Source organism: Methanomassiliicoccales archaeon LGM-DZ1, from assembly GCA_030168595.1.
Taxonomy (GTDB): Archaea; Thermoplasmatota; Thermoplasmata; order Methanomassiliicoccales; family Methanomethylophilaceae; genus Methanomethylophilus.
This window is the reverse complement of record CP115556.1, coordinates 921,605-940,344: the sequence shown is the minus strand read 5'-3', so window position 1 is coordinate 940,344 and position 18,740 is coordinate 921,605. Positions and strand designations below refer to the sequence as shown.

The window sequence follows — 18,740 nt, the reverse complement described above, 5'->3', positions numbered from 1 at the left end:
CTCATTCGAACTTGGCGCTGTCGAACCCTATAGATGCCAAGAGGTCCTCTATCTCCTCGCGAGTGGTGGCGAACTGCTCGAGGCTGTCGTTCTCGATGGCATCGAGCATGACCTTCTCCTTATGGTCGAGGCTGTCGTGTATGGCCTCGTCAAGGGATACCATCTTCCCATCGTCCTCGAACAGCGTCTCCAGGAAATGGTACTGGGTGTACTGCCCCTCTGCAAGGCCGAGCCGATGTATGCGGTCCTTGGACTGGAGCATGTGGACCAGATTGTAGCTGTATTCGAAATACACCGCATCGTGGCAGACATTATGGAGGGATACGGACTCGGCCAGGGTCTGCGGGTTGGTGATCATAACCTGATATCTGCCCGATTTGAACCCGTCGATGACCGTCTGCCGGTCGGGGGTATCGCCGTAAACGGTGCAGACAGAGGCCCCCTCGGCCTCCAGCAGCTGTGCCAATGTGCGGATGGACCTGACGAAGATGCACCATACGATGACGCTTTTCCCCGATGAGGCGAGTGACCTCACAAGGTCGACACAGGCCTTCGTCTTGGATGTCATCAGGTCCTCCGCGCCTTCTATGGCCCGCATGCCCTCCAGCCTGGGCTTCTCCCCGTCATCGGAGAACGAGGAGGCCTCGATCCCCTCGAGGGCAGTCTCCCCGAGCATGATCGGGTTGGATTCCAATTGGAGGATGCGGACCATAAGCACCAGGGGGTTCATCTTGGACTCATGGAGCTTTCTGAAGAGATCGTTCTCCTTCGCAGAGGCTGTGAGGCTCAGCACATTGTCCATATTGGCCGGCGGGACGTTCAGCTTGTTCTTCGTGGTGCGGCAGTAGAACGGCTGCAGTTTCTTGTTGAAATCCTTGGCGTCCGCTCCCTTCAGTTCCGAGAGCTCTTTGGGCCCGAGCACGAAGTAATCGTCGTAATCGTCTCCGTAGAGGATGTGCAGGAAATTGTAAACGTCCGCATAATTGTTGGGTATAGGGGTGCCGGTCATGACGATGGTGTACTTCGAGTTCCTCGCTATGGGGACCGCCCCTTCCGCACGCTTCCCTCCGATGGCCTTGATGCGGTGCACCTCATCGAATACCAGCATCGTACGGTCATCGATACGGTTCCGGAGCGCCTCGGTGAGTTCCAGGTTATGCTCGAATGCCTCGTAATTGATCAGGACCAGGTTATGCCTGCCGAGATCGAACCTGACATGGTACTGGATGGTCCCGCCTATGTTCCTCAGGTCCGTGCTCGTCACGGCATCGAGGGGGATGTTCGTTCCGAACACCCTCCTGAACTCAGTGATCCACGAATCGAATGAGTTCAGAGGGCCTATCACGATCAGCTTATCGACACCTGCCGTCCGGTTGAGGAAAGCGAACATGCCCAGCGCGGTGGCGGTCTTGCCTGATCCCGGCACTGAGAAGTTGGCGCTCTTCTTCAGCCTGTACGCGAAATAAGCGTCCCACAACTGCTCGTCGCGGAGGCCGCTAGCCGTGATGTTCGATACCTCCTTCTTGAACATCTCGAAGTATTCCCGATGGCCCGGGTCCCTCTGCTTTATCGACATGCCGAGAAGTGCCAGATGGTCCATGGAAGTGTGTTCTGAGAGATACTTCATGAACGTGTCGCTCTTGGAAACCTCGCGGTCTTCTTTGCCCGCCTCCCTGACGACCTTGTCCATCATGGACCTTACCGAGCGGGTCGGCAGTTCGGGCTTCATCACGAGGGTCCTGCCCTCGATGCGGTCTACGAGGCCCTGGACCGCCAGTTTGAACTTGAACCTGCCCGGGTTCTCGACAGATTCGGGCAGCGACAGGCGGATCGTCCCTCCGGAGATATCGAGGTAGAAACAATCATTCAGGTATTCCTGTGCATCTCTGAACAGTTTCCCTTTGTTCACCGACATCAAGTACCTGTCGAAGGATTCCGGCGGATCGGAGACTATCACATGGACGTTCGTTCCGCCCCACAGCGAATCGAACTCTTCCCTTTCGCCGGAGATCTTCCTTCTGTCGAACTCGCTGGACAGCCATGACGCTGTCACCTCGAACTTCTCATAATTGCTGTCGAAGGACATCTTGGTCTCGTTGTTCGATCCGTTGAAGCATAGGCAGTTGCCTTCGGAGTCCTCAGCATAGCCGGACTTCTCGTGGAAGAGCCCGTTGCAGCACATGGCGAACTTGATCTCCACAAGGCCGCACTCCATCAGGTATGCCAGGTTCGACAGTTTGACCGTATCCTCCAGGCTGAGCTCCTGGCGCATCCTCTCCTTCACCATCCCGTCCAGGTATTGGCTCAGGCGGTATCCTTCCCTGATAGCGTTGAACGTCTCCTCGGACACCTCATGGGATATCAGGAGGCGGAAGCGTCCGTTGTTCCTGCCGAGATAATAGAGTCCCGTGCAGTACTTCGCGAGAGCATCCAGGGTGAAATAGCAGGATATCCTATCGAAGCGGGTGCAGTTGCTCATCACGGGGATGTAGAACTGATCGGCCACGTCATCTTCGAGCGAGATGTACTGGGGCTTCAGGTCTATGGATTTAAGCGTCAAGTCTCTTCCTTATCTCGGCGATCCTGTCATCGAGCATGGCGAGCACGTTCTTGAGCTCCCTGCGGTCATCCTCGTTCATCTCGGACACGGATTCAAGGCGGACGGCATTGAGCTCTATCAGGGCCTCATTCGAGTTCTTCAGCGGGGCCTTCTTGAGCTTTCTGGAGTCCACAGCCTTCTTCTGGGTCACCACAGGGGTCACCAGTTTGTCTTTGATGTCGTCGCGTGTCCTGATGCCGTCGGCAAGATCGTTGTAATCTTCAATCGGCTTCTCATCGAGCGCCTGGATGGTCTCGTCGACCGCTTCCTGGGTGTCATCGAGGTATTTCTTGATGTCTCCTTTTTCGATGACCTCCTTGATGTCCCTCATGAAGAGGTTGAGCCTGGGAGTGACTCCGGCGCAGATGCTGGCGAATATGCGGGTCTTCACATCGTCCACCAGATCCGGGTCCTTTTTGTTCACCTTCTCGAGGATGGCCGGGATCTCGAACAGCGTTCCCTGGAGGTCCATATCCTTGGCGATGTAGTATTTGCCCGGTGTTCCCTGGAACTCAAGGTATTCGTTCATCAGGTCTGCCAAAGCAAGGTCCTTCTTCACATCCGACACGGAGTAATCATCGAACAGGGCAGCATATTCTTCGACCGTGAACGCTTTCTTTATGCGGATTGAGTTGTACACGCCGAACAGTTTGTCGACGGGATCGTACTTGACCTTCTCGTCTACGCCCATCTGGAGCTCGAGTTCGAGCGATTTGATGTACTTGTAATCATTCTTGTAGTCGTAATCGAGGATTATCGTCTCGAAGAACTGTTCTTGTTTCCTGTCCCTCTGGATCCTCCGGAGGCAGCTGAACCTCCTGTTGCCGTCGACGACGCGCCCGTCCCTGAGCGTGACGCCGGGGTTGTCCTGCCCGCGGGTGGCGATGCTTTTCTGGGTCTTGACGATGGCATCCGGTTTCGATTTGACGATGATATCCTCCAGAACCTGATTGTATCTCTCGCGGTCCTCGTCGAACAACTTGTCGATGTCGCATCCGTTCTCCTCGGTGTAGCGGACAATCTCGGTCGAGATGCGGTCGTTCTCTTTGTTGTAGTACAGGTATTTGAGGGGGACACGGTAGACGGGGAAAGTCTCTGATTTCCTCGCTATCACCACGGTCTTGGTCTTATCGGTCTGCATCACGCCCGGTTTGTTCACGATGACGTCGTCGGTCATTTCTAATCGCTTCCATGTAAATCTCGCTGTCTAGGTATGCGGTGTCGGTTTCTTCTGAGAATATGCAGGTCGAAAACTTTGCCGAAAGCTTTGCCTGGGTCCTCACCACGCTAATGTTTGCCGTTATCCCGTATTCGGACTCCAGGATGTCCTGCAGTTCGCTTACTGTTGCCTGCCCGTTATTGTTGTAGATTATATAACGTATGAACTCCGGAGCGGTCGCTCCGAACCCTGTGACATCGGAGGGTATGAAGTAGAAACGCTGTTTGGCCAGGTTCTGATGGTTAGCTCTAGAGGCGATGAGCATCGCATCGTAGAACTCAATGCCGTAATCATCGTCATCGATCTCCGGGATGCCGATCTTCATGTTCTTCAGGGAATAAGGCGTAGTGAACTAATGCTTGCATAGTTCCGTTATCTTTTCCTTGTATCCGACCAATATCTCAGCGAATCTGGCATTTTTCGGAGAGTCCAGATTGATGTACCTGTACTTGGAGACAGGGATCCAGTGGAGGTATCTTTCCAGATTCTCGACTTCGAGCCTGAACGCGCTGCAGTCCATCTTCAGCCTGAACTTGCGCTCGTCCACGTATATCTCGTCCCCGACGAACTCGCACTTCAGGACGCACTCGCCGAACGAGGAGTACTTGGCTCTGAAATATACGTCCTGCATGCTCGTGAAACCGAGCCTGTGCATGTTCATCTCGGTGAATTTGTCCTCGAGTTCGTGGAGGTCCGCGAATATGGACCTGGCATTGTCTTTGGATATCCACTCGTACTCAGACAGTTTTTCCTCTATGCTCCGGGCCTCTTCCTGAGTCAGTTCATTGCCGGTAGCGAACTTGCCGATGTCTATGGAGTCGATGATCGGTTTAATCTGCTCAGTCGGGCCTCCGCAGCGACGGATATACAATTTCCTGAGGTGCTCCGGGTTATAGACCTTGACGTCCCTGATGAAATGCTCGATCGCTTCCTTCAGTGAACCTCCGGCAAGGATGCGTCCGTTATCGACACGGAATCCGGTGTACTTGAGCAGGAAATCTTCCAATTCCTCCTGGTTTCCGATGCCGCTGGATAGGAGTTCCTGGCCGCATTTCACGTAGATCTTCTCAACCGATGCTCCGTACCCCATCTCCTTGATGCCGTTCAGAACGGAACATGCCGACTCGATGTTATCGTAAGAGAGGAACTTGACTGTGCTTTTCGTCTCCAGGAAATCATCAAATAAAGGCCCCCACTCTTCGAACACGGGGTGAGGCATCCTGAACCATTCGCACATGCTACCGAAGATCCATTTCACCTGGGTCTTCTTGATGGGCACGTTGTCGAACAATGCGAGGAGGGCCGAGACGAAGCACCTGCCATTCCCTTCATGGGCCTTCATATACTCCTCGAGGTACGACATGGCGCGGCTGTTGAGGTCGATACTCTCTTCTGAATTAGGGAAGAGGCGCACTTTCAATGCTGTGCCCGGCATCAGCGGGAATATGCGTTCCATGGCATCGCCGAATCCCGGATCGGAATTCACCAGGAACAGCCTGTAGTATGCCGGAGACCGATTGCACAGGTAGATCATGACGTTGGACGGCACATTGCATTCATCAAAGAACTCTGCATCCAACGGGTCTTTCGAGAACCTTTTGCTGAATTCATCTATGGTGCTCAATGCGCCGGACCCGTATACGCCGACGATGTCGTCGAGTTCCCAATTCTCGATGAAGAACTTTTCCAGAATGGTCTTCTGGGTCCCTTTCCCCATGGATGTGATGGTCTTCTCTACCACATACGCAGGATTATAGAACTCCTTGCGGGAGAGGATGCCGTGGGTTTCGGAATCGATGGCCTTGATGCGTTCGATGCGTTCTGCGCATCCTTCTTTAGTCTGGCCGTCAACTTCCGGACGGCCGTCCGGCCCTATGAACGTCGGCCTCGGCCCTGCAACGAATCCGTAGAACCCGTTGGAAATGGATGAGTCCGAAATCAGGGCATCAAGGGCCTTACCGAACATCGTGAACTTGTTCTCGGGGAAATTGGATTTCAGTTTGAAGAGATTGGCGTGATCTTCATTCGCCACGAAATCATAGATATCGAGGCACAATGATCTGAAATCCGAATATTCGGAGGGGGCGATATCAAGCGAGGATGGGTCGATCAGGTTCCTTGTCCTCCTGTTTGCGGCGGCATGCGCTCCCTGCATTTTGCTCGGTCTGCACATAAGTCGTGAAGAATGCGGGTGCCCCGGTCATCGAATCGATGTCGCCATCACCGCCCATCATATATGATCCAGGGAACATTGACCTTATGATAACATAGTTATTGAAATATAATTTCACTGGCGATTCGACTGGCTATCTATGGATTGCCTTGTTGCCGCCCCAGGGGCCTTGCCTTAAGGCCCGATCGGTCCGGGTCCGGGGCGGTTCCAAGGGTCTGCTGCACCGAAGATGCCAGGCCTGCTTTCCGAGTCCATGGGGAGGGCCGTATCCCCCGATGTGGCCTCTCCGAATCGGATATAAACCGCCGGTCCATCCTCTCGCCATATGTCCGACGACGTCCGCATAGACTACGAGAACGGCTACTACATCGGCGAAGTCTCCCCCTCCGGCGATGAGGAGGGCCTAGGCATGTTCCGCTGGTCCAACGGGAACTCATATGTGGGGCGCTGGCACAGCGGCATGAAGCACGGCCGCGGGACCTTCCGCGTCCCCGGGAAGTGGGTCTACGAGGGCGACTTCGACGCTGACGACATGACCGGACGCGGCCGCATGCGCTGGAAGGACGGCACTGAGTACGAGGGCGACTTCTACCGGGGCTCGATGCAGGGCCGCGGGACCCTCAGATGGCCGGACGGCCGCGTGTACGAGGGAGGTTTCGTATCCGGGATGATGGAGGGGATGGGCACCCTCTATGGTCCCGACGGCAGCGCCGTCTACAGCGGCGAGTGGATACAGAGCTGCCCGGTGACCCAGACCCAGGGATGACGTCTTCTCCGCCTTCTGTCACCGCCTCGGGGCTGTCGCAAAATCCGCCGCTGCCATCTGGCATCCTATTTATCCCCGGATGGCATCAGGAAAATCAACATGGCGAAAATGGCACACATCGAATACCCCGACGGCGCCTACGACGGCACGGTCCTCGACACCGCGGACATACCCGACGGACAGGGTTCGTATGTCTGGAAGGACGGAAGGAAATACTCCGGCGGCTTCAGGCTCGGCCGCCTCGAGGGCATGGGGACCTTCACATTCCCCGACGGCTCATCTTACCAGGGCACCTTCGTGAACGGGAGGTACGAAGGGCAGGGATTCCTCAGCCTCGCCGACGGCACCAAGTACTCCGGCGGCTTCCTCGGAGGCCGCTACGACGGCCAGGGCAGCATCACGTACCCCGACGGCTCCTCCTACCAGGGCGGCTTCGGGAACGGGCGCTACGACGGCCGCGGGGTCCTCAGGAAGGCGGACGGCTCCGTCTTCTCCGGGGAGTTCTCCTGCGGGAAGCCCTACGTGGTCCCCGAGCCGGTCGTGAAGGAGAAGATCGTGTACGTCGAGAAGAAGGAGCCCAAGAAGAAGGCCGCTGGCTTCTCCGGCGTGCAGAAGACCCCCGACAACGGCACCTACCGCGGCCCGATCGTCCGCGGGAAGGCCACCGGCGAGGGGACGATCTCCTGGCCGGACGGCTCCGTCTACACCGGCGACGTCATCGACGGCATGGCGAACGGCCTCGGCTCCCTGGTGGACAAGGACGGGAACGTCTTCGAGGGCGTCTTCGTCGAAGGGAAGCAGCAGGGGCCCGGCAGCGCCGAGTACTCCGACGGCCGCCCGAGCTACCGCGGCAGGTTCGTCGACGGCGAGCCCGAAAAGAGCAGGAAATGAGCCTCACGGTCATCGGCACCGGCCACGTCTTCAACATCGGGGACTCGGTCATGTTCCTGGTGAAGCATTCCTGGCCGGACGCGGTGTGCGTGGAGCTCGACGAGATGCGCTACCATGCTCTCACCGGGGACAGGGAGGCCCTCCGCCGGGACCTGGAGGCCCGCGGGATCGACCCCGACGCGGACAGGGAGGAGCGCCTGAAGAAGGCCCCTCCGATCTACCGCAGCTCCGCGAAGTACCAGGAGCGCATGTCCGCCGAGAACGGGGTCTCCGCCGGCGCCGACATGGCGGCGGCGATAGCCGCCGGCAGGGAGGCCGGCGCGGAGATCGTCTGCGCCGACGTCGACGCCCAGGAGGCCATGATGCGCATGTGGCGGGAGATGCCGGCCGCGGAGAAGATGAGGTACCGGCTCTCCGGCATCGGCGACCGGGTCTTCGGGAGGAAGAAGGTCGAGAAGACCCAGGAGGAGTATTCCAAGGACCAGGCCGCCTACATCGAGGGGATGCGCAGGAAGTACCCCACCCTGGTCCGCGTGCTCATAGACGAGAGGAACAGGCACATGGCAGAGGTCATAAAGAGGGCTGCCGATACCCATGAGCGCACTGTCGCCGTGGTCGGCGACGGCCACGTGGACGGCCTCGTGAGGCTGATCGGCGGGGACATCAGGACGGTCAGGCTGGCCGACCTGACGGACCCGCAGAGGCTGGCCGCCGTGAAATCGAGTTTCTGGGAAGGGAACGGGGAATGATAGTCAAATTGCTCGCATACACGCCGGACGCGGACAGGATCTGCGCGGCGGCAGCCAGGTCATGCTATTCCGAGAAGCCCGCCTCCGTGCTGGAGGACGAGGTGCAGCCGGAGAAGACGCTGAAGCACGTCGTTTCCATGGGCCACGACTCGGTCATCGAGCACGCGGTCTTCACCTTCTCGGTCGAGGGCGTGTCGCGCTCGCTCACCCACCAGCTGGTCAGGCACAGGATAGCCACGTTCTCGCAGCAGTCGCAGAGGTACGTCTCCCTCCGCGACCCGACCTACGTGGTCCCGGAGACCGTTCAGGCGGACCCGGAGGCCCGGAAGGTGTACGAGGACGCTATGAAGGGCATATGGGAAGCCTATGCCGAGCTGGAGGACCTCGGGATCCCGGCGGAGGATGCCCGCTACGTTCTGCCCAACGCCTGCACCACCAACATCACCGTCACCATGAACGCCAGGGAGCTGAGGCATTTCTTCTCACTCAGGTGCTGCAACCGCGCCCAGTGGGAGATCCGGGAGATGGCTGACCAGATGCTGGCGCTCTGCAAGCAGGTGTCGCCGATCATCTTCAGGAACGCCGGCCCCGGCTGCATACAGCCCACCGGATGCCCCGAGGGGAAGAAATCCTGCGGGCACCCCAGGACGGAGCTGAAGGACGACTGACTGCGGGCCCGGCATCAGCACTGAAAACGTCCCGTAAAGGTTTAAATACAGAACTTCCATGGGACGCTTCGCTCGGTGAAAGATATGGGAAGAATCAGACCCACCTACATCAAGAGAGTATCCATCGAACTTGTCAACAAGTACCCTCAGGCCTTCGGCAAGGACTTCGACGCGAACAAGGAAATGGTCGCGACCCTGACCGACGTCCAGTCCGTCCCCATGAGGAACAAGATCGCCGGATACATCACCCGCTACATGTCTCACCCCGAGGCATGAAGGCAAAACCGCTTACCTTCGAACAAGGAACATCCGCACACACATTTCCACGGGCATATGGGGTAGCTTGGATATCCTAGGGGCTTGCGGAGCCCTAGACTTGGGTTCGAATCCCAATATGCCCGCCATCAACCATCAGTTCATTTTTCGCCTGGACGCTTCCCGGTGGACGATTTTTTCCAGAGCCTTTCATTATCGTGGATCCCTCGGCGGATTCCCGGCCTGAGTCAGCGGCATTCGGCCTTCCGGTGGATTCGTTCGTTCCTCCCGATCTGTTTCCGACAGCCGCATCGCCCGTTCCTGATATCCGTCCAGGCGTTCCTCTCCGGCGGCCAGAACAGTTCCGAAGCTGCTCCGGTCAAGGAACATGGTCATGTAGATCGGCAGATAGACCACATCGCCGTCGACCCTCAGGTCCTTCGAATGTATGACGTATGCTCTCTCCCCCTGAGGGCGGTATGTTTCCATGAAGCGGTCCAGGGAAACATGCCTCCCCGACAGGCCGGATTTCACTTCTATGGGCACCAGGTTCTCGGCGTCAGAGATCAGGAAGTCTATCTCATGCAGATTCGACGACCCTTCCTCGTAGAACGTGAAGAATGTCAGCCTGTAACCCAGGGCGGCGAGCTCCTGGGCCACCATGTTCTCGGCGAACATCCCCCTGTTGACGTTCAGGTCCCCCTTCTCAAGGCCCCTGTAGACGATCTCGGGGTCGGCAACGTTCCCGCTGAACGCCGCGGTGAAAAGGAGCCCCGTGTCCGCCATGTAGATTTTGAAGGACCCTGAATTCTCCGACAGCGGCAGGGCGGGCGCGGCCTCGGTGGCGCAGCGGCATACGTTGACCATCCTGGACATCTCCAGCCATTTCACGTTGCCCAGGTAGCGCTCCGCGAGGGACCCCTTCCTGACGTCCGACGGCCTGAACGTTTTGGCGTGACGGGACAGCTCTCCCGGGATGTTGGAGAAGATCGCCGTGTCGGTCATGTCCCCGCCGATCATCTTCGCGGTGTCCTGGGTGTAGATGCGGAGGATGAGTCTCTTGGCCTTCTCCGCCGCGGCGAAGCTTCTTTCGGAGAGGAACGCGTCGACCGACTGAGGCATGCCGCCGACGAGCATGTAGTCGGCGTATTCCTGCATGATCTTCCTGTGGAGGGGGCCGAGGGGGATTAGTTTCCGGAACGACTCGCGGAGGAACGGAACGGTGCCTGTGTCTCCCTTCGCCCAGAGGTACTCCTCGAAGTCCATCGGGTGCATCACGATGATCTCTTCCTCGGAAGGTATGGATATGTCTCTGACGGTTTTCCAGATGGAGATCAGCGAGCCGGTCTCTATGATGTCGTACTTCCCGTATTCCGCAAGGTACTTCACCAGCTGTCTGGCGGGAGCATAGTTCTGCACCTCGTCGAAGACCACCGCGCTGTTCCGGTCGTAGAGGGTCACTCCCGTGAGGCGCTGCAGGAGGAGGAACATCCTGTCGAGATCGCCGTAATTGTCCTCGATGATCCTGATGATGTCCCTGGGCTTGCGGAGGAAGTCGATGTAGATGAACGATCTGTACTCGTTCCTGGCGAATTCTTTCACCACGGTGGTCTTCCCTACGCGCCTTGCCCCCTCTATCAAGATCGCAGTTCTTCCGCGGGACTCGGTCTTCCACTTCAGGAGGTCATCATAGATCTTTCTTTTGAAGATTCTATCCATATAGCCAGCATTATTGATGTAATCAGAAATATTAAAACTGATTCGTCGGATTTTCCCAGTTTTATTAAAATTTAAAATCTATATTTCATCAGTTTTCTTAAAACTCAAATTGCGATTTGCATCATGCTGTCCGGTCGGCTGCCGCAACGTTTCTCTGCGGGATCCGGGTCATTCGTCCCCGGAGCCTCCTCCGTCCCGTCCTTCCGGTTCCTTCTCCTCAGCCTCCTTCGGCCATACCTTCCTGACGGTCTCGATGCTTCCGGGAGGCAGGATCCTCGAGACCTCCTCCTCCGGGACATCGAGCGCCTTGGCGATCTCCCCGGCCATGCGGTGGTCCTTCGTCTTCGAGGGGCGGATGACGAAGTACTTCTCGGAGGACTTCTCCATGACCGGAGTCGGGGCGCACATGACCTTCCTCTCTCCCTGATAGAAGATCTCCCCCACTCCCATCTCCAGCGGCAGGTGGTACTCGTAGTTCCTCTTCCCGCGGATGATGAACGCGCCCCTGGGCACGAACTCGCCCGCGTTCGGGGTCTTGCTGACCTGGTCCGGATATACCCAGAAGGCGGCGCCCTCGGGCGATCCCGCGGTCCATGCCTTCGACTGCGCCAGTGCGAACCAGCAGGCCTCCTTGAGCTCCTCCTCGGACGCCTTCAGGCCGTCCTTGACGATGACGGACGGCGCTCCGTGGATGTCGGCATGGGCGTAGACGTCTTCCTCCTTCATGTGCTTCTTGACGACCTGGTCGTTGGAGCGGGTGTCCCTGCCCGCGACGGCCAGCCTGCCGCCCGATGTTATGAACCACTTGAACGAATCGAACCAGAACTGCTTGCTGGGCCTCGCCCTCTCCGCCTGGGCCCTGATCCTGCGGTCGAATCCCTTCTGCAGCTTGGCCAGCTCCGCCTCGGAGTCCTCCAGGGCCTTCTGGGCGGAATCCGCCTTGGCAGACTGCTCCTTCCCCTTGGCATAGATGGCCGAGGCGTTGCCGTCGATGCCCTTGGTGTAATCAAGCTCGGGCTCCAGCATCCCGATCTTCACGGCGACCGTGTTCTTGGACGGGTCGATCCATGCGACCCAGGGGATCTTCAGGGCGCCTTCCGTGAGCCTGTCCCAGGACAGTTTCGCGGACTGCTCGGAGAGCACGTTCAGGAGCTCGTCCACCTTCTGGTATTCGGTATAGAGGGAATCGGCCTCGGCCTTGAGCCTCTCGGCCTCCACCCGGTAGGCGTCCACCGTCTCCTTCTGCTTGGCTATCCTCTTCTTGAGCCTCTCGATCTCTGGATCGGTGGCCTCCTCCGTCTCCTCCTCGGAGTTCTGGGCCATCAGCATCCCGATGGCCTCGGAGATGCTGGAGACCGGGACCTTCTCGCAGCCGTCGTAGATGCGGAGGTCGATAGGCGCGAGGTCGACGATCTTCCCGTTCTCCTTGAAGACCGTGGGGCTGGGGGAGGTCTTGACGGAATTCGCGATGTCCTCCATGGCCGCGTACATCTTGGCGATGTCGGCGTCCGGGACGTCGGAGGCCTTCGCCTTCTTGTCCACGCCGGCCCTCTTCACGACCTCCTCGGCGTACTGCCCTCCGAGGTTGGCGACGGTGGCAAGGGTCCTCACGGTGTCCGCGTCCGACGAGCGGAACGTCTCGGCGAAGGATTCGGGCGCGGACTCCAGCGGGTTGAACCTCTCCCTCGGCATGGCATATTCCTCGCCGGGGCGGGTGACCCTGTCCCTGAAGGTCCTCTGGGTCAGGCAGTTCGCGATCTTCCCGTCCTGGAGCAGGAGGACGTTCCCGCCGCCGAACATCTCGAAGACCAGCCGGTACTCGCCGTCGGACTTGAAGAGCTCGGTCTCAGCGATCCTGTCGAATCCGATCTGCCGGGTCTTCCCGATCCTGGCGTTCGTGATGTACTTCCTCAGGAAGGTGGCGAACGATGTCGGCACGGTCGGTGTGTCGGGCCTGTCGGGCGAGATGAACAGCCACTTCTTGTCCTTGAAGAAAAGGTCCTTCTTCCCGTCCTTGGTGTTGATGCGGAAGAGGACGTTCCCCGCGCCCCACTGGAAGATCTTGTCCATGTGGGCGCCCTCCAGCGCGGCCATCTCGCCGACGACCGAGCGGACATCGAACGAGCTCATCTCCTTCTTCATGGCCACACCCTATGCCTAGGGGGATATTTAGGACAGCGTCCCGAACAAGCATTAAATAGGAAAGGGGGATAAGGCAGAAGTGCAGAGGCCGCTGTGGCTAAGGGGTATAGCGACGCCTTGGTAAGGCGTAGGCCGAGGGTTCAATTCCCTCCAGCGGCTCCACTTTTAATTATTACATCTCTCGGAAGCACTGGCTATCGCCCGTTTCCGCCCTGTCCGTTCCGTCATCCGCGCATCATATGACCCAGTCTCCTGGGGAGACTCTTTTATCCGTCGGCATTTTGCGATGCGCACGCATCTTCCGCCCTGAATATAGACCATACAATCATCAACGATTGACTAAAAAATTTGATAATAAGTTATGACAATCATGGTTCAAAGACCATTGATGATAACCATCGTCTCGGTCCTGACGATGATCAGCGCCCTGATCGTGATGGCGATGGGCGCTCTTCTTGTCGCCGGGGCGGACTCGATAACCGACGCCATACTGGACCAGGCGGACATATCCCGCGATGATGCGGAAGGCGCCCTGGAAATCGCCGGGGCGATCGCCGTCGTCGTAGGGCTGATCATCCTGGGGATCGCTGTCGGCCTTTACAAGGGGATCACGGTGTTCTGGTACATCGGCGTCATCATCTACCTGCTCTGCATCGTCGGCTCCCTCGTCACCATCTCATCGGGGATCAGCGTTGTCGAGCTGGTGATCTGCATCGTGGTGCTCTACTATCTGTTCCGCCCCAACGTCAAGGAGTTCTTCAAGGTCTGAAGGCGGAAGGAAAAGAAGGGGCCCTGTCCGGCAGGGCCCCGGAACTGTTTGCGTTTCCCGAGGGGGTCCCTCCCCCTCATTTCATCCTGTAGAAGACCCAGCCGGACCAGATCTTGGGATAGAAGAAGGTGGTCTTCTTGGGCATCCTCTTGCCCCGGCCCGCGAGGTCCCAGATGGTCTGGAGCTTCGGCGGGTTCAGGACGACGGCGGCGTCGTGCTCCTTGGCAGCCATCGACTTCTCCACGGAATCGATGTCGGCGTCATAGGAGATCTTGGACTTCCCCTCGTCGCTCTTGTAGATGCCGTAGAGGATCTTCTGCTGCGCCGCATAGGTGTCGAGCGCCATCATGGGGTCCTCCTCGGAGATGTTGTCCAGAAGGAGGCACTTCCCGGAGCGGAAGATCATGCCGAAGAGGTGCTGCGGGAGCTTCTCCTTCAGGTCGGAGACCGAGGATGCCTCCTCCGTCCTCATGGCCTTGGAGATCTTCTTGACGGCCGTGGTCTCGCCGATGTCCCCGGCGTCGATCAGCCGGTGGGTGGGGCGGATGACCAGCCCGCCGTCGTCCTGGGACACCATGGTGCAGAGGACGTACTGCTTGGCCTCGTCGCCGGGGTTCTCCTTGGCGTAGTTGAGAGCGGTCTCGTAGCGGTGATGGCCGTCGGCGATCAGCATCTTCTGGGTCTTCAGCTTCTCCTTCACTTCCTCGATGACGGCGGGGTCGGAGATCTGCGAGTAGCGGTGCTCCACGCCGTCGGGGTCCACGTACCTGTAGCGGAGCCTGGCGGCGGCATCGACCTTCCGGTCCAGGTCCTTCCCGAGCCCCTCGTATATGCCGAAGATGCTCTCGAGGTGGGCCTCGGTGTCGCGCAGGAGGTTCAGCCTGTCCGCCTTCACCTTGGAGAAGGTCTCTTCATGGGGGATGATGTTCCCCTTGGAGTAGTCCTCGGTCCTGAGGATGCCGACGAGCCCCCTGCGGGTGGTCTTCACGCCGTTCTCGTCCCAGGTCTGGTCGTAGAGGTAGTAGGAGGGGCCGTCCTGCCGGAGCGCGCCCTCGGCGATGAACGACTCGAGCCTCTGCGCCGAACCGCGGTAGCGGCCGTCGGCGTCCGGCTCCAGGGTGAGGTTGGTGACGTTGTGCTTCTTCGACTGGAGCGCCTTCAGCTGCTCCGGGCCGATGACGTCGTACGGCGGCGAGACGAAGTCGGCGATGGAATCGCCGGCGCCGATATTGGGCCTGTAGCCTTCGAAAGGCAGGAAATCGACCATTTCTTCATGCCTCCTTTCAGCAGATCCTCGGGACGGGGTCCCCGGACGGAGGCTCGAGGATCCTCCTGCCGCCGACCTCGGTGTTCAGCACGACCCTGCTCTTGCCCTCCGCCGCCTTCCCGATGATGGCGGCGTCCTTTCCTTCAGGGGTGGCCCTGATGGCCTTCAGGACCTCCTCTGCCATCTCGGGGACGGCGGATATCACGCACTTCCCCTCGTTGCCGATGCTCAGGGGGTCGATCCCGAGGAGCTCGCAGGCCGAGACCACGCCGTCCCTCAGGGGGATGGCGGCCTCGTCTATCTGCAGTTCCACGCCGGATTTCGAGGCCCATTCGTTGAGGGTGTTGGCGAGTCCTCCGCGGGTCGGGTCCTTCATGGAGACGATGCCGCCGACCCTCAGGCCCTTCTCGATCATGCGGTTGAGGGGCTGCACATCGGACTTCACGGTGCTGTCGAAGCCGTAGCCCTCGCGGAAGGAGAGCAGGGAGACCCCGTGGTCGCCCATGTACCCGGAGACGATGATGACGTCGCCCGGGCGGGTGTTGGAGTCGGCGCACCAGCGGCTGGCCACCTTCCGGTAGGAGTTGGCGACCTCCATGTCATGGTCGAGGGCGTCCCACCTCCTGCCGACGGCGGCCGTGGAGATGACCATCTTATCGAGCTCGCCGGCGCCCATGACCTTGGTGTCGCCGGTGACGATGGGGACGCCGGCCTCGCGGGCGGTGTCGCCCATGCTCTGCATGACCCTGTCGACGGTCTCGGAGTCCAGGCCCTCCTCGAGGACCACGGAGCTCGCCAGGCCGACCGGCTTGGCGCCCATGACCGAGATGTCGTTGACGGTGCCGGACACGGCGATCCTCCCGATGTCCCCTCCGGGGAAGAAGAGCGGGTTCACCGTATGCCCGTCGATGGTGAAGACGATATCGTCCACCACTGCCGAGTCGTCGAGGGAGTCGAGGGGGACCTCGGCCTCCATCTTGGGGAAATGCGAGGTGATGTGCTTGGAGATGAACTCCTGCATGAGTTCGCCTCCCGCACCGTCGTTCATGACAACTTTTGACATCATCCGGGCGATGGGCACGGGCTGGTTTTAATGTATGGGTCGTACCCGCGGAGGCCGGCAGGGCGCATTACGAACCTTCTTCTAACGCCGGGGCCATATGCCTCCGAGGCATCCCAATGTTCGGTTTCGGGAAGAAGAGGAAGCAGGACGGCGCCGAGGCGCCGGAGCCCAGGACAGCCAAGAAGGACGGCCCGCCCGCATGGCCGGAGGACCCGGACGCGCTGAGCGCGGAGGAGTTGAGGTCCCTGGCAACGCGTTTCTCCGCCCTCGGGACCCCGGAGGGGACTGCATCCGCCAACCGCCTGCACCTGAAGGCGGCCGAGAAGGGGGACGCGCTGGCACAGCTCTACGTGGCCCAGGACTACGCCAACGGGCTGGGCGTCGACAGGGACCCGGAGAAGGCCGCCGAGTGGTACGCCAAGGCCGCCCGGCAGGGCCTGGCCTCCGCCCAGGACGCCCTCGGGATGGCGTACGAGAAGGGGACCGGCGTTGCCCAGGACCCGGAAAAGGCTGCGGAGCTCTACCGGGAGGCCGCCGGCCAGGGATATGCGATGGCCCAGTTCCACCTGGGGAAGCTGTACGAGGACGGCCGCGGTGTCGCCAGGGACTTCGCCGCGGCGGCCGATCTCTACCGCAAGGCGGCGGAACAGGGGTCCAAGGAGGCCCAATGCAACCTCGGCGTGCTCTACAGGGACGGCACGGGCGTGGAGCTCGATCCGGCCAAGGCTGTCGAGCTGCTGTCGAAGTCCGCGGCCCAGGGGTACAAGTACGCCCAGTTCGAGCTCGGCATGATGTACTACCGCGGGCGCGGGACGGAGGTCGACTATCCCAAGGCCGTCGAATGGCTCACCAAGGCCGCCGACAGGGGCTTCATCCCGGCGAAGTACTACCTCGGGACCTGCTACGAGAAGGGGCTGGGCGTGGAGGCCGATTTCGATAAGGCCGTTGAGCTCTACAAGGCGGGGGAGGACCGCGGATACATGATGGCCGGCAGGAAGATGATGAGGCTCCGCAGCGAAGGGAAGGTGAAGGAGCCGCCGGGGAACGGAAGACCCAGGCGCCCGTCCGAGTGATGAATATGAATCGCGATACCATGGCCTGCAACATATGCGGGGACCTCTGGCAGTTCACCGATTACATCGAGAGAGCGGGGATCTCCATCCACCAGTACCTGCTGGCCGGCCGCGTCCCGCTGGTTTTCTGCACCGGGACCGTCGCCGAAGCCGAGAGGAACATGCCGGAGATCGAGAGGATCCTGGCCGGCAGGAGCCTCAAATACATCCTCATCTCGCATAACGAATCCGACGAGGACGGGGCGCTCGGTCTCTTCCACGAGAAGTTCCCGGAGGTGTCCGCCGTATGCTCCGCGATGACCGCCAGGGAGCTGAAAGGCTACGGTTACGAGGGGAATGTCATCGCGGCCGCCCCCGGCCTGCCGCTGGAAGCCGAGGGCGTCAGCATCCAGTTCGTCGCCTACCCCTCGGAGGTGCATATGAACGACGGGCTGCTGTTCTTCGAGGAGCACACCCGCATCTTCTACAGCTCCGACCTGTTCTTCTCCACCGGGAACACTGCCGGGAAGGTCAGGAAGGTCTCCTGGGACGATGCCATAAACGATTTCGGGGAGGCGAGGATACCGGAACCGAGGAGGAACGCACTGAAGGCCTCGCTGAAGTCGGTCTCCCCGCTGTTCGTGGCCGCCGGGCACGGCGTCTGCCTGGACTGTTCGAACTGAAAACAACGGTATTAATACGCCGTCAGGATATCAAAATCCGGGCCTGTGTGGTAGCCAGGATGATCCTATCAGCTTTCGGAGCTGACAACCCGGGTTCGAATCCCGGCAGGCCCTTCCGCCGATGGGCGCTCCGGCTATGGCCGGGGCGCTGGCACATCGGTCTTTTCAGTTGCCCGGGTAGATGATCAGGCTGTCCATATCGTAGCCCTTGAGGGCCCCTTCCCTGGCGCCGAGGCCTGCAAGCTCCATGACGAACCCAATCTTGACGACCTTTCCGCCGAGCCTCTCGACCATGTTGATGATGGCCTTGGTGGTCCCGCCGGTCGCTACGAGGTCGTCTACGATGAACACCCTGTCGCCCTTCTTGATGCTGTCCTTGTGCATCTCGAGGGTGGCGGTGCCGTACTCGAGGCCGTACTCTTCCGAGATGGTCTCGCGGGGGAGCTTGCCCTTCTTCCTGGCGAGGACGAAGCCCAGGCCGAGCTTGTAGGCAACGGGGGCCCCGAAGACGAACCCTCTGGACTCGGAGCCGACCACGACGTCGATCTTCATGCCGTCGACCATGTGCGCGAGCCCGTCGACGGACTTCCTGAACCCCTCGGGGTCCGAGATGAGGGTGGTGATATCTCTGAAGATGATCCCCTTCTTGGGGAAATCGGGGATCGAGGTGATGTACTTGCCTAAGTCATCTGCCATATGGGTCCCAGAACCGCTTCTCTGTAATA

17 protein-coding genes and 3 tRNA genes are annotated in these 18,740 nt (G+C 59.6%); 11 read left to right on the top strand and 9 right to left on the bottom strand.

What is annotated here, in order from left to right:
- Position 1: 1 nt before the first annotated feature.
- Genes O8W32_04520 through O8W32_04505 form a run of 4 tightly spaced genes read right to left on the bottom strand, consistent with a single transcriptional unit; the run spans position 2 to position 5,850 of the window.
- The gene (locus O8W32_04520; GenBank protein ID WII08441.1) at positions 2-2,560 is read right to left on the bottom strand and encodes an SNF2-related protein; all 2,559 of its coding nucleotides are present in this window, start codon (positions 2,558-2,560) and stop codon (positions 2-4) included.
- Positions 2,550-3,776, bottom strand: a complete 1,227-nt coding sequence (locus O8W32_04515; protein ID WII08440.1) for a hypothetical protein — start codon at positions 3,774-3,776, stop codon at positions 2,550-2,552. Before O8W32_04515 ends, O8W32_04520 begins: the two co-directional genes overlap by 11 nt.
- The gene (locus O8W32_04510) at positions 3,727-4,143 is read right to left on the bottom strand and encodes a hypothetical protein (GenBank protein ID WII08439.1); all 417 of its coding nucleotides are present in this window, start codon (positions 4,141-4,143) and stop codon (positions 3,727-3,729) included. The genes O8W32_04515 and O8W32_04510 overlap by 50 nt, the downstream gene beginning before the upstream one ends.
- A gap of 27 nt (positions 4,144-4,170) precedes the next feature.
- Complete coding sequence (locus O8W32_04505; GenBank protein ID WII08438.1) at positions 4,171-5,850, bottom strand: hypothetical protein; 1,680 nt, start codon at positions 5,848-5,850, stop codon at positions 4,171-4,173.
- Positions 5,851-6,316: 466 nt separating this feature from the next.
- Between O8W32_04505 and O8W32_04500 the strand changes: the two genes are divergently transcribed.
- From O8W32_04500 to O8W32_04475, 6 genes are all read left to right on the top strand, one after another.
- Positions 6,317-6,757, top strand: a complete 441-nt coding sequence (locus tag O8W32_04500) for a hypothetical protein (GenBank protein WII08437.1) — start codon at positions 6,317-6,319, stop codon at positions 6,755-6,757.
- A 99-nt stretch (positions 6,758-6,856) separates the two neighbouring features.
- Positions 6,857-7,648: a hypothetical protein gene (locus O8W32_04495; GenBank protein ID WII08436.1), complete on the top strand. Its 792-nt coding sequence runs from the start codon at positions 6,857-6,859 to the stop codon at positions 7,646-7,648.
- A complete protein-coding gene (locus O8W32_04490) occupies positions 7,645-8,397 on the top strand; it encodes a TraB/GumN family protein (GenBank protein ID WII08435.1) in 753 nt (250 codons plus the stop codon). The genes O8W32_04495 and O8W32_04490 overlap by 4 nt, the downstream gene beginning before the upstream one ends.
- A complete protein-coding gene (thyX, locus tag O8W32_04485; protein WII08434.1) occupies positions 8,394-9,065 on the top strand; it encodes an FAD-dependent thymidylate synthase in 672 nt (223 codons plus the stop codon). The genes O8W32_04490 and thyX overlap by 4 nt, the downstream gene beginning before the upstream one ends.
- A gap of 84 nt (positions 9,066-9,149) precedes the next feature.
- Positions 9,150-9,341 (top strand): 30S ribosomal protein S17e, encoded by a 192-nt coding sequence (locus O8W32_04480; protein WII08433.1) that lies wholly within the window; start codon positions 9,150-9,152, stop codon positions 9,339-9,341.
- A gap of 51 nt (positions 9,342-9,392) precedes the next feature.
- Positions 9,393-9,469 (top strand) — tRNA-Arg (locus O8W32_04475).
- A gap of 64 nt (positions 9,470-9,533) precedes the next feature.
- On the opposite strand, the gene O8W32_04470 is transcribed toward O8W32_04475, so the two are convergent.
- Positions 9,534-11,039 (bottom strand): AAA family ATPase, encoded by a 1,506-nt coding sequence (locus O8W32_04470; GenBank protein WII08432.1) that lies wholly within the window; start codon positions 11,037-11,039, stop codon positions 9,534-9,536.
- A gap of 168 nt (positions 11,040-11,207) precedes the next feature.
- Positions 11,208-13,181, bottom strand: coding sequence for a ribosome rescue protein RqcH (gene rqcH / locus O8W32_04465; protein ID WII08431.1), 1,974 nt, complete (start codon positions 13,179-13,181; stop codon positions 11,208-11,210).
- Between the two features lie 87 nt (positions 13,182-13,268).
- Here rqcH and O8W32_04460 point away from each other — a divergent pair.
- Both O8W32_04460 and O8W32_04455 read left to right on the top strand, forming a co-directional pair.
- Positions 13,269-13,343, top strand: a tRNA-Thr gene (locus O8W32_04460).
- A gap of 226 nt (positions 13,344-13,569) precedes the next feature.
- Positions 13,570-13,950, top strand: coding sequence for a hypothetical protein (locus tag O8W32_04455; protein WII08430.1), 381 nt, complete (start codon positions 13,570-13,572; stop codon positions 13,948-13,950).
- A gap of 76 nt (positions 13,951-14,026) precedes the next feature.
- On the opposite strand, the gene O8W32_04450 is transcribed toward O8W32_04455, so the two are convergent.
- The gene (locus O8W32_04450; GenBank protein WII08429.1) at positions 14,027-15,217 is read right to left on the bottom strand and encodes a DUF1015 domain-containing protein; all 1,191 of its coding nucleotides are present in this window, start codon (positions 15,215-15,217) and stop codon (positions 14,027-14,029) included.
- 16 nt (positions 15,218-15,233) lie between these two features.
- A complete protein-coding gene (gene hypE / locus O8W32_04445; protein WII08428.1) occupies positions 15,234-16,280 on the bottom strand; it encodes a hydrogenase expression/formation protein HypE in 1,047 nt (348 codons plus the stop codon).
- 116 nt (positions 16,281-16,396) lie between these two features.
- Here hypE and O8W32_04440 point away from each other — a divergent pair, with 116 nt between their 5' ends.
- From O8W32_04440 to O8W32_04430, 3 genes are all read left to right on the top strand, one after another.
- On the top strand, positions 16,397-17,353 hold the full coding sequence (locus tag O8W32_04440) for a tetratricopeptide repeat protein (GenBank protein WII08427.1): 957 nt from the start codon (positions 16,397-16,399) through the stop codon (positions 17,351-17,353).
- A gap of 5 nt (positions 17,354-17,358) precedes the next feature.
- Positions 17,359-18,015 (top strand): flavoprotein, encoded by a 657-nt coding sequence (locus tag O8W32_04435; protein WII08426.1) that lies wholly within the window; start codon positions 17,359-17,361, stop codon positions 18,013-18,015.
- Between the two features lie 39 nt (positions 18,016-18,054).
- Positions 18,055-18,129 (top strand) — tRNA-Arg (locus tag O8W32_04430).
- 51 nt (positions 18,130-18,180) lie between these two features.
- Here O8W32_04430 and O8W32_04425 read toward each other — a convergent pair.
- Positions 18,181-18,711 carry an adenine phosphoribosyltransferase gene (locus O8W32_04425; protein WII08425.1) on the bottom strand — a complete coding sequence of 177 codons (531 nt, stop codon included), beginning with the start codon at positions 18,709-18,711 and terminating at the stop codon, positions 18,181-18,183.
- Positions 18,712-18,740 lie beyond the last annotated feature (29 nt).